At 69.3% G+C, this 10,292-nt stretch carries 10 protein-coding genes and 4 pseudogenes; 5 read left to right on the forward strand and 9 right to left on the reverse strand.

What is annotated here, in order from left to right; all coding sequences use genetic code 11:
• Positions 1-258: 258 nt before the first annotated feature.
• The 5 genes and pseudogenes from ACGFIZ_RS33310 to ACGFIZ_RS33330 form a co-directional block, all read right to left on the reverse strand.
• Complete coding sequence (locus tag ACGFIZ_RS33310; protein ID WP_393427095.1) at positions 259-630, reverse strand: ArsR/SmtB family transcription factor; 372 nt, start codon at positions 628-630, stop codon at positions 259-261.
• Between the two features lie 167 nt (positions 631-797).
• On the reverse strand, positions 798-1,205 hold the full coding sequence (locus tag ACGFIZ_RS33315) for an arsenate reductase ArsC (protein WP_393427072.1): 408 nt from the start codon (positions 1,203-1,205) through the stop codon (positions 798-800).
• A 13-nt stretch (positions 1,206-1,218) separates the two neighbouring features.
• Positions 1,219-1,665 (reverse strand): annotated as a pseudogene (locus ACGFIZ_RS33320) (GNAT family N-acetyltransferase).
• Positions 1,666-1,751: 86 nt separating this feature from the next.
• Positions 1,752-2,459: pseudogene (locus tag ACGFIZ_RS33325) on the reverse strand (aquaporin); the annotation flags it as partial.
• The gene (locus ACGFIZ_RS33330; protein WP_393427074.1) at positions 2,456-2,830 is read right to left on the reverse strand and encodes an ArsR/SmtB family transcription factor; all 375 of its coding nucleotides are present in this window, start codon (positions 2,828-2,830) and stop codon (positions 2,456-2,458) included. The pseudogene ACGFIZ_RS33325 and the gene ACGFIZ_RS33330, both read right to left, overlap by 4 nt.
• Positions 2,831-2,907: 77 nt before the next feature.
• Between ACGFIZ_RS33330 and ACGFIZ_RS33335 the strand changes: the two genes are divergently transcribed.
• A complete protein-coding gene (locus ACGFIZ_RS33335; protein ID WP_393427076.1) occupies positions 2,908-3,054 on the forward strand; it encodes a hypothetical protein in 147 nt (48 codons plus the stop codon).
• A 20-nt stretch (positions 3,055-3,074) separates the two neighbouring features.
• On the forward strand, positions 3,075-3,533 hold the full coding sequence (locus ACGFIZ_RS33340) for an ArsI/CadI family heavy metal resistance metalloenzyme (protein ID WP_393427078.1): 459 nt from the start codon (positions 3,075-3,077) through the stop codon (positions 3,531-3,533).
• A 129-nt stretch (positions 3,534-3,662) separates the two neighbouring features.
• On the opposite strand, the pseudogene ACGFIZ_RS33345 reads toward ACGFIZ_RS33340, so the two are convergent.
• From ACGFIZ_RS33345 to ACGFIZ_RS33355, 3 genes and pseudogenes are all read right to left on the reverse strand, one after another.
• A pseudogene (locus ACGFIZ_RS33345) lies at positions 3,663-3,962 on the reverse strand (hypothetical protein); the annotation flags it as partial.
• Positions 3,963-4,262: 300 nt separating this feature from the next.
• Positions 4,263-5,423, reverse strand: coding sequence for an alkaline phosphatase PhoX (locus ACGFIZ_RS33350; RefSeq protein ID WP_393427081.1), 1,161 nt, complete (start codon positions 5,421-5,423; stop codon positions 4,263-4,265).
• A gap of 246 nt (positions 5,424-5,669) precedes the next feature.
• The gene (locus ACGFIZ_RS33355) at positions 5,670-7,004 is read right to left on the reverse strand and encodes a phytase (RefSeq protein ID WP_393427084.1); all 1,335 of its coding nucleotides are present in this window, start codon (positions 7,002-7,004) and stop codon (positions 5,670-5,672) included.
• Positions 7,005-7,144: 140 nt separating this feature from the next.
• Here ACGFIZ_RS33355 and ACGFIZ_RS33360 point away from each other — a divergent pair, with 140 nt between their 5' ends.
• The 3 genes from ACGFIZ_RS33360 to ACGFIZ_RS33370 all read left to right on the forward strand — a co-directional run bounded on the left by ACGFIZ_RS33360 (position 7,145) and on the right by ACGFIZ_RS33370 (position 9,528).
• Positions 7,145-8,248 carry an endonuclease/exonuclease/phosphatase family protein gene (locus tag ACGFIZ_RS33360; protein WP_393427087.1) on the forward strand — a complete coding sequence of 368 codons (1,104 nt, stop codon included), beginning with the start codon at positions 7,145-7,147 and terminating at the stop codon, positions 8,246-8,248.
• Positions 8,249-8,542: 294 nt separating this feature from the next.
• The gene (locus ACGFIZ_RS33365; RefSeq protein WP_393427090.1) at positions 8,543-8,710 is read left to right on the forward strand and encodes a hypothetical protein; all 168 of its coding nucleotides are present in this window, start codon (positions 8,543-8,545) and stop codon (positions 8,708-8,710) included.
• An 11-nt stretch (positions 8,711-8,721) separates the two neighbouring features.
• Positions 8,722-9,528, forward strand: a complete 807-nt coding sequence (locus tag ACGFIZ_RS33370) for a HupE/UreJ family protein (RefSeq protein ID WP_393427093.1) — start codon at positions 8,722-8,724, stop codon at positions 9,526-9,528.
• Between the two features lie 41 nt (positions 9,529-9,569).
• Here ACGFIZ_RS33370 and ACGFIZ_RS33375 read toward each other — a convergent pair.
• A pseudogene (locus tag ACGFIZ_RS33375) lies at positions 9,570-10,232 on the reverse strand (alkaline phosphatase D family protein); the annotation flags it as partial.
• Positions 10,233-10,292: the final 60 nt, after the last annotated feature.

The raw sequence follows: 10,292 nt of genomic DNA on the forward strand, positions 1-10,292 counted from the left end.
TCAAGTTCCTGAAGCGGCAGATGTACGGCCGAGCCGGCTTCGCGCTCCTACGACAACGAATCCTGCTCGCATAGACCAGTCACCCCGACCACCGTTTCTGTGCCAGAGCCCCCCGGCTGGTGATCGCTGAATACGACGCCGGTCTGGCCGACGTGTTCGGATGGGCCAACACCGATGGCAGCGTGGTGCGCTACGTCGCCGTGTGACCAGTGCGGACCGGCACCCCCGCAGAACCCGAGCCGTTCTTCGCGGGTGCGCTCAGCGGGTCTTCTTCGTCGCTCGTTTGCGGGGCGGGGTTAGCAGGTCGGCGATCGCCGCTATCGCGGACGGCACGAGGCGGTAGTACGCCCAGACGCCGCGCTTCTCGCGTTCGAGCAGGCCGGCTTCGGTGAGGATCCGAAGGTGATGGCTCACGGTCGGCTGGGAGAGACCGAGCGGCGCGGTGAGGTCGCTGACGGACGCCTCGCCCTCGGGGGCGGACTGGATCAGGCTGAGCAGTCGCAGGCGGGCTGGGTCGGCGACTGCCTTCAGCACTCCCGCGAGCCGCTCGGCGTCAGCACGCTTGATCGGCTCACCGGCGAGCGGTGAGACGACGGGCGTTGCGGTTTTCGTAGTTCCCACGTCTTCCATCGTTGCACCAACGCCATCGATACGCCGGGCGAACCAGGACCCGGTCACCGTCATTTTGCGGGGCAGGGAGCAGTGTTGGTCTGTCCCGGCCGTGTCAGCGGCCGGATGAGCGAGTGTCGGTCCCGCCCAGCGGGTGACCGGGCGGACGGGTAGCGCCGGCGGGTGGGTCAGGTGGTGGGGCTCAGTTCGGTGAGGAGCTTCTCCACCCGGGCGCGGATCTCGTCCCGGATCAGGCGGACCGCGTCGACGATCTTGCCGGCGGGGTCTTCGAGCTTCCAGTCCTCGTAGCGCTTTCCGGGGAAGACGGGGCAGGCGTCGCCGCAGCCCATGGTGACAATGACGTCGGAGGACTCCGCGGTCTGGTACTCGAGGAGCTTGGGGGTCTGGTCGGTGATGTCGATGCCGACCTCGCGCATGGCCTCGACGGCGGCGGGGTTGATCTGATCGGCGGGTGCGGAGCCGGCGGAGCGGACCTCGACGGTGTCGCCGGCGAGGTGGCGTAGCCAGCCGGCGGCCATCTGGGAGCGGCCGGCGTTGTGGACGCAGACGAACAGAACGGTGGGCTTGTCGCTCATCTGTGGGTTCCTGTCAGGTGATGGTGGGGCTGCGGCGTTCGATGAGGGTGACATCGCGCCAGGTGCCGTGGTGGCGGCCGATGCGTTCGCGGGTGCCGACGGTGCGGAATCCGCAGGCGGTGTGTAGGGCGAGGCCCGGTGTTCTCGGGGACGATGCTGGACTGGATGGTCCAGGTGCCGGTCTGCTCGGTGGGGGCGATCAGGGCGTCGAGCAGGAGCCGGCCGACTCCTCGGCCGTGGGTGTCGGGGTGGACGTAACGGTGTGCCCGACCACCCCGGCGTAGACGCACTGGTCGGACACGGCCGAGCAGGCCACCCTGCCGAGGACCCGGCCGGCGGAGTCGACGGCCACCCAGCGATGGTGTGGCAGCCGGGTCGCGGTGAACCGCTCTCAGGTCGGTGGCTCCGTTTCGAAGGTGGCGTGGCCGGTTGCGATGCCGAGCTGGTAGATGTCGAGCATGGCGTCGGCGTGCTGTTCGCCTGTTGCGGTGATGGTGATGCCGGTGGTGCTGGCGGGAGTGGTCATCGGTTCTCCTGGGCAAGGTGCGGCACGACGACGGCGTCGGCGGAGTCGGCGGCGTGGGGGTACCAGGCGTTGAGGGCGGCGATGGCGATCAGGCCGCCGACGAGCTGGGCGGCGATGAAGCCGGGCACCGAGGTGGGGGCGATGCCGGCGAAGGTGTCGGTGAAGGCCCGGCCGATGGTTACGGCGGGGTTGGCGAAGGAGGTCGAGGACGTGAACCAGTAGGCCGCGCCGATGTAGGCGCCTACTGCGGCCGGTGCGGCGGAGGTGCGGCCGCTGCGGGCGAGGGCGAAGACGAGGACGACGAGGCCGGCGGTGGCTACGACCTCGGCCAGCCACAGGTTCCCACCGGTGCGGTCGGTGCGGGACCAGGTCACGGCGGGTAGCCCGAACATCAGGTCAGCCAGGGCCGCTCCGGTGATCGCGCCGCCGATCTGGGCGGCGGTGTAGGCGGCGAGGTCGCGTCCGGTCAGGCCGGTGCCGGCGCCGCGGCCGAGCCACCAGTCGACGGCGGAGACGACCGGGTTGAAATGCGCGCCGGACACCGGGCCGAAGGTCAGGATCAGCGCGCCCAACGCGAGGGCGGTGGCGATCGCGTTCTCCAGGAGCTGGAGGCCGACGTCGGTGGGGGAGAGCCGGGCGGCGGCGATCCCGGAGCCGACCACGGCAGCGACCAGCAGGGCGGTGCCGGCGAATTCCGCCGATGCCCGCCGGGCCAGGGTGAGGCTCACTCGGTGCCACCTGCGGCCGGGGTGGTGGACATCTCCAGCAGCGTGCCGAGCTGCCGGAACGCCTCCGGCTTCACCCGGTACCACACCCAGGTGCCGCGGCGATCGGAGTCGACCAGGCCGGCTTCGCGCAGCACCTTGAGGTGGTGGGAGATGGTCGGCCCGGACAGGTCGAACGCCGGGGTCAGGTCGCAGACGCAGATCTCCGGCACCGAAGCGATCATCGACATCAACCGCAGCCGGACCGGGTCACCCAGGGCCTTGAACATCGGCGCGACCACCGCTGCCTGATCGGCATCCATCGGGCTGGCCGCGATGGGGGAGCAGCAGGCGACCGCGTTGAGATCCACCACCGGCAGCGCTTGTTTCGACATGACTCTAGGTTGACAGATTTCGAAACGGGGTGCAATGTGGGTCCTGCTTCGAAAAGCATCTAGGCAAGAGTGAAGCGATGATCAAGCTGTTCCGTCGCCGTCACGTCGACGCCGAGGACGTGACGCTGTGCGAGTCGTGCGGGCAGATATGCACGGCGGCTTGCCGCGCCTACACCCACTACGACCGCGCCCGCACCACCGCACTCACCAACTACGTCTGCTGAACCCGCCAGGAGGGGAAACAATGTCCCGTGTCCAGCTCGCTCTGCGCGTGTCTGACCTGGAAGGCTCGGTGGCCTTCTACTCGAAGCTGTTCGGCGTCGAGCCGGCCAAGCGTCGCCCTGGCTACGCCAACTTCGCCATCGAGAACCCGCCGCTGAAGCTCGTGCTCCTTGAAGGTGAGGCCGACCAGCCCACCGTCATGGACCACCTGGGCGTCGAGGTGTTCAGCACCGACGAGGTCAACGCCGCCACCCAGCGCCTCAGCGACGCCGGCCTCATCACTCTGGAGGAGAACAACACCGAGTGCTGCTACGCCTCCCAGGACAAGGTCTGGGTACGCGGCCCTGGCAACGAGCCCTGGGAGGTCTACACCGTCAAGGCCGACTCCCCGCAGTTGGAGAGGATCGCCGAGAGCGCCTGCTGCACCGCGGCGGCCGAGACGGAACCCGCAACCAGCGGAACCACGTCAAGCTGCTGCTGAAGGTGGTCTGCGTGTCCGGCGGCCATAGCCAGGCACGCAGACGCCTCCACACCGTGCGCTTGTTCCTGCTGCTCTGCCTGTCCGTCCGCGTTCCCGTCCAGTACCGATGCCGGCGCTACCCGCCTGAGTTCAACCACCGGCAGCGGTCGATGCTCGTGAGCTTCTGCCGGGGATGGCTGTCCCGTCCCGCTGCGGCCGGATGGCCCCGCGTCCGTTGCCGATACCGGCGCTTAGTTTGCTGGTCGGCGAGGTGGTGGCACCGCCGGTTCTGACTGGCGATACGTCGGCGGTGTCGTCCAGCATCGCGGCGAGCCGGCGTAAGCCCCGGTGCGCGGCGGTGCGGACTGCTCCTGCTCGCCGCCCGAGGACCCGGCCTGCGGTTTCCGCGTCGAGGCCGATCACCGCCCGCAGCAGCACCGCCTCTGCCTCCTTTCGTCGCCGGCGTGCCAGTCCTCCACCGGGCTGTTGCGCCACGCATTGTTGACCACGCCGGTGGCGGCGACATCCCGGCAGCGGTTCGGGCACGGTGGCAGCCGGCGCGTTTGACACAGACGAGATCAGTGATGATGGCAGGCGGGCATGACTTGTTTCGAATGATCAACAAGGCGTAGAGAACCCTCGATGATCATCTGGACCGGTCATGCCCGCTTTGCTGCCACGAGCAAGGGCGCGTCTACACCAGACAGGTCGGGTCAGACACCCTCACGACGTTGCCGGGGACTTGCGGGGTCAGGTACGGAATGGTCCGGTCACGCAGTAGGTGATGCCGCCGGACGAGGAGCCCGTTGTGCCGCGCTGGGACGAGAAGTAGAGCCGGTCGCCGGCGGGGGTGAAGGCGGGGCCGGTGATTTCCGACGAGCTCTGTCCGTTGATTCGTAGGAACACCGAGATCGTGTCGTCTGGGGTGATCATGCAGATCTCCATGTTGCCGCCGTCCTCGGCGACGTAGAGGTCTCCGAACGTCGAGCCGGTGACGTTGTCGACACCGGTGAGCGGGGCGGGGCCTGGGTTGACCAGGCTGTCGTCGTAGGCCAGCTCGTAGGTGTTGTTGGTGAGGTTGACCTGCCAGACCCGGTTGTCGCCCTTGGTGGTGAACCAGACGGTGTCGTTGGCGTAGTGGCAACCTTCCCCGCCGCTGAAGACCTTGGCGCCGGAGACCTGTTTGCGGGTGGCCTTGGGCGACCCGTCCGGGTCGGGGATGGTGGCCCACGTGTATGTGCCGGACGTTGCGGTACCGGCCACGAGGACCTGCAGGGTGCCGGTGGAAAGGTCGCCCCAGGTAGTTGGGACGAACCGGTAGAACCGACCGTCGGTTTCGTCTTCGGTCAGGTAGATGACCTTGCGGACCGGGTCGGCGGCGGCGGCTTCGTGCTTGAACCGGCCCATAGCCGGGCGTACGACGGCCGTTCCGCCCAGGGGATAGGTCTCCCACACGCGGCCGAGGCTGATCTCTTCACAGGACAGCCAGGTGTTCCACGGGGTCTTGCCACCGGCACAGTTGTTGTCGGTGCCCGACAGGATGCGGGAGGCGCCGGTGATCTGGCCGCTGGAGTTGAACGAGATCATCGATGCGCCACCGCCCGACGTGGCACTGGTCTCGGCGTTGGACACGTAGCTCCAGCCGGTGCCGTTCGGGATCACGGCGCCACCGTCCGGCGCGTTGTGCCAGACGTACGATGTGCCGGGCACTACCTGGCCGGACCGCGCAATGATCTGGCTGGTGAAGCCAGCCGGCAGTTGGATGCCGTTGGCGTCGGCGGCCTGCAATGGGCCGTAGGGGCCGGCGGCGTTCTGTGCCGGTGCCGCGTACGCTGTGGACCATGCCGTGAATGGCAGGACCAATCCACCTGCTCCGGCGACCGTTGCCCGCAGTAGTGTGCGCCGATCCATGAATCCTCCTCGAAATCGGGTGCAGAGAACGTTAGGGGTGGTTTGCTGTCTGGCGGCTAAGCGTGAGGTGAACGATGCGCGGCGGCCGCTTGGCGATCGGTGGACGGCAATGTGACAGCCGGGCGTTCAAACCCGGAGACATGCAGAATCGCCGATGCCGGCGAACATCCCGAGCTTGATGCACACGCGAAACGGTCTGCTCCAGGGGATCTGAAGCAGGCCGTCTCGCGCTTGCGGGCGGTTAGCTCAGCGGAAGCGCGGATCGTTCCCGGTCCGGATGTCCACGGTCAGCGACATCGCACCCGCGATGTCACCCCACGAGACGTAGGAGAAGTTCGTGGCGTCGCGCTCGTCGTCAACGTCGGGCCCGGTTTCGGGCTCGTCGTGCGTGACGAGCAGGCCCTGCCGGTAGTCGCCGACGGGGCGGTTCGTCACGGCGAGGCCGTCGGAGCCGTTGATGTCGTCGGCGCCGTCGACGCCCTTGACCTGGAAGCTGCCCAACGCTTCGTTCGCGCCCTGGCGCTCGTAGACCGCGAACGTGTCGTCGCCCTGGCTCGACACGAGGACGTACCCGCTCGCGCCCGGTCCGTAGTAGATGTCGACGCCTTCGGCGTCGGCCGTGAGCAGGTTTCCGCCGTAGCCCTTGGCCTTCGGGTCGACCGGCTGGCATTCCTCGGTCTCGCTGTCGTAGACGTCGTGGATCCCGAAGTCCTTGACCCGGTCGATGAGCGTCGGCTGGCTGGCCGAGCCCAGCGGCAGCTGCAGCCGCCACAGGCCGACGTCCTCCTGCGCGGCGTAGAGCACGCCCGACGCCTGGTCCACTGCGACGCCCTCGAACTGCGGCAGCGCACCCGGCTCTGCGCAGGGAACCCAGGTCGTCCCGTCGGGCAGCCGGAAGGTGCCCGGCATGGTGAGCCGTCGGATGTCCGTGTAGCCGAGTTTGCCGCCGATCTCGACGATCCGGGCGGTCGCGACGGTCGTCGCCCCCTCCTGGGTGACGACGGCGTACGACTCACCGGGCCGCGGCTGCCAGATGGCGAGGCCGTACGCGGTGTGCTCCTCGTCTACGGCCGCACGGTCGGGGTTGAAGAGGAAGTTCTGGTCGGCGGCGGTGACCTCGACCAGCGGGGTACGCGCCGTAGCACCGGCCGGGTTGACGACGAAGAACCGGAGCTGGTCGTTGTAGCGGTCCGAGACGACGGCGACATCGACCGTGCGACCCGCCAGGCTGACGCCGTACGCGATGTCGACGTTGTTGTAGCGACCGGCGGCGGTGTCGATCCGCGGTGCCTCGGTGGCGGGCAGCGACTGGAGCTCCCGCGAGCCCATGTCGTAGACCCGGAGGCCGCCCTCCTTGACCGTCACGATCACCATCGACTTCCGGGAGTCCGCCGGGTGGACCCAGATGGCCGGGTCGTCACCGGAAGCGTTCCCGCCAGCCTCGTCGTCGTACAGGACCGGGGTTTCGTTGTCGGTGGTCACGACAGCGGGTCGGGTGGTGGCGGCGCTGGCGTGGGGCGGGGCGAGTAGCGCGGCGACGACGGCACCCACCGCGACCATGGCGTTCAATGTGTACGTCACGGCAGCCAGACTCCGGGCCGGAGATTGCCGCCGATGGGATCAGCGGTTGCCGCGGATGAAACTCGGCGCATACGCGGCCTCCATTTGTGCGCCTCGGTGATCTCACCCGGACAACCCGTTGATCAAAATAGGATGTAGCAGTGACCGGCGGTGAGCGGGGGCAGACGATGACGCAGGTGGACACGGCGGATACCGGGCAGGGCGACGCCGGCCGCCGGGATGCCGGTGCCGGGACTTGGCGCGTGCGCATCCGCCGGGCGATACGCGCCGCCTTGCGGCCGAGCCCCTGGAAACGCGGCTTGGTGCTCGCGGCGCTGGCGCTGCTGCTCGGCCTGATCCTGCTGCTGCACGCGCAGACCACGGACCGCGGGGGCCTCGGCAGCCTGGTGGAGACCTTCCTGCCGTGGTTCGGCCTGTTCATCCCCGTACTGCTGATCGGGGCGCTGTGGCGTCGTTCCGCCTCCGCGGTGGCCGCGCTGCTGCTGCCGGCCGTGGTGTGGCTGAACCTCTTCGGCGGGCTGCTCGGAGACAAATCCCGCCCGGGCGGCGACCTCACCGTGGCCGAGCACAACGTCCACGCCGACAACCCCGACCCGGCCGGCACCGCCCGCGACCTGGCCGCCTCCGGTGCGGACGTGCTGGCCCTGGTGGAGCTGACCCCGCAGGCCACGGGCACGTACGAGAAGGAGCTGGCGAAGGCGTACCCGTACCACACGGTGCAGGGCACGGTCGGGCTGTGGAGCAAGCTGCCGCTGTCGGACACTCAGCCGGTCGACATCCAGATGGATGCCGGGCCGCTGGCGGCCACCAAGCCGGTCGACATCAAGATGGCCTACAACCGGGCGCTGCGCGCCTCGGTGGCCACGGACCAGGGGCCGCTGGCGGTGTATGTGGCCCACCTGGGGTCCGTGCGGGTGAATCCCAGGGCGGGCTTCTGGACGGCCCATCGGGACAGGAACGCGCAAGCGCTCGGCGAGGCCATTGCCGCCGAGCGGAACGAGCGGGTGGTGCTGCTCGGCGACCTGAACGGCACCATGGACGACCGCGCGTTCGCCAGCATCACCTCGCAGCTGCGCACGGCCCAGGGCGAGGCCGGGAACGGCTTCGGCTTCACCTGGCCGGCGAAGTTCCCCGTGGTGCGGATCGACCAGATCCTGGTCCGCGGCGTGCAGCCGGAGAGCTCCTGGGTGCTGCCGGCCACCGGCGGCGACCACCTGCCGGTGGCGGCCAGCATCACCTGGTGAACACTGTGCACCTCTGGGCTGCCGCCGACGTCGACGACGTCATGCTCAACTCGGGCGGGTGCGCCCTGGGCGTCGGGATCGCCTCCGGGCCCGCCCGGCTTGGCTTCGTACGCGGGCCTCGTACCCGGGCCCCAGAACCCGGCTTTCGACACCCAGAAACCCGGCTTTCGGCCGGTGGGCGACCAGCAGCGGAAGGTTCGGTGAAAGGGGACCGTATCGAGTTGCCGGGTATGGAGCGAGCACTGCAGGGTTGGGAAACGACCGCCGTTCCCCCCACGACGGAAGTGCCTGCCTGTGCGTGTACTGGCGTTCCTTGCCGCCCTTGTTGCCGTGCTCCTCGTCGCTGCTCCGGCGCGGGCGCACGTCCGCGCGACCTCGGTCGCGGTGGACCTGCGCAGCCAGGGCGACGGTGTCGCGGCTGTCGTCGACGTGGAGTACGACGTCCTCGCCCGGGTGTGCTGAGTCTCGACGGTGTGCTGAGCCCGGACGCGGTCGGCGTGGACGGCGCGGCCGCCGAGGTGCCGACCGAGGTGCGGCGCAGTTCGCTGGACGCGCACGCGAGCGACGTGGCGGCGTACGCCGGCGGGCGGCTGTGGCTGAGCCGCGGCTCGATCGGGTGCACCGTTGAGGACGATGCCCGCGTCGAACTCGCTGACTCCGGCGCGGTGCGGGTCGCGCTCGCCTACGACTGCCCGGCGTCCGGCGCGCTCACCGTCCGCAGCGGCATCTTCCGCGCCTCCGACGGCGTCATCGACGACACCATCACGCTGGTGGCCTACGACATCGACGGCCGCCGCGGTTCGACGTTGCTGGACGCGGCCCGCACCAGCGTCACGGTGGGGCGCACCGACCTGCTCCGCGAGATCCCGCGGTTCGTCCGGCTCGGGGCGGAGCACCTGCTCTTCGGGCTCGACCACGTGCTGTTCCTGCTGGCGCTGCTGCTGGGCGCGAAGCGGCTGCGCGACGTCGTCGAGGTCGCCACGGCCTTCACGGTCGCACACTCGATGACCCTGGTGCTGGCCGCGATCGGCTGGGTCAGCGTGGCCGGGTGGATCGTCGAGCCGCTCATCGCGCTGTCGATCGCGTTCGTCGCGCTCGACAACCTGCTCTCGCCGAGGGCGAGCCACCGGCTGCCTGTGGTCTTCGGCTTCGGGCTGCTGCACGGGCTCGGCTTCGCGGGCGTGCTCAGCGTCGACGGGCCGCTGTCGGCCTCACCGCTTCGAGGGCCGTGCTCCGGTGCGCCGGTCCGGGCCTGCCGTGCGGGCCGCGCTGCCGGGTAACCGGCCCACGACGCGTAGTAGACGCTGTGGTCCGGTCCAGCCCCGAAGTCGTAGGGGGCGAACAGCACGGTCTGCGTGACGGCGTTCCAGGTCGCGTCGCTGCTTGCGAAGCTCGACCGCAGCCAGCGTTCCTGGCTCGCGCCGAGCATGGAGCGATCAGGAGCGGCCAGGGCTTCGCAGCTCGCACCGGTGAGCGCGGTTCCGCACGTATGTTGATCGTCTCGGTGCTGCCGGGTGTCGAGCAGGTACAGCCGGGCGAGGTCGCCGAAGTCCAGGCTGTGGTGGATCTGCATCGCCGGCCCCTGCGGGCGGGCGTCGGCCGGCAGCGGCAGATGCTCGTAGTACGCCCGGTAGGCGGCGGACCGACGGAGCAACTGCGCCTCGGTGGGGTCGCCGTCCTCGACCGCGTCGTGGTTGTCGGGGATCAGCAGCCACGGCGCGTTGGCGTGGGCGGCTTGCAGATCCGGGTCCAGGCGGTACAGCGTGTGCCGGAGGCGGTAGGACTGCAGGTCGCGGGCTTCCGCCCGCAGCTCGGTGGGGATCTGGCCGGCGCGGGTGCCGGTGGCGAAGACGTTCTCGTAGATGTAGTCGCCGAGGTGGACCACCAGGTCGACGTCCTGGGCGGCCAGGTGGCGGTATGCCGTGTAGTACCCGTGCTCGAAGCGCTGGCGGGCCTGTAGGGAGATCTGTGTAACGGATGTCAATGAAAGTCCGTTATGGCCAGTAGAAGCTGGTCGGCACAGATAGGAACAGGTTGATGGCTA

The sequence above is a fragment of the Micromonospora sp. NPDC048830 genome (genome assembly GCF_043198215.1).
Classification (GTDB): domain Bacteria; phylum Actinomycetota; class Actinomycetes; order Mycobacteriales; family Micromonosporaceae; genus Micromonospora.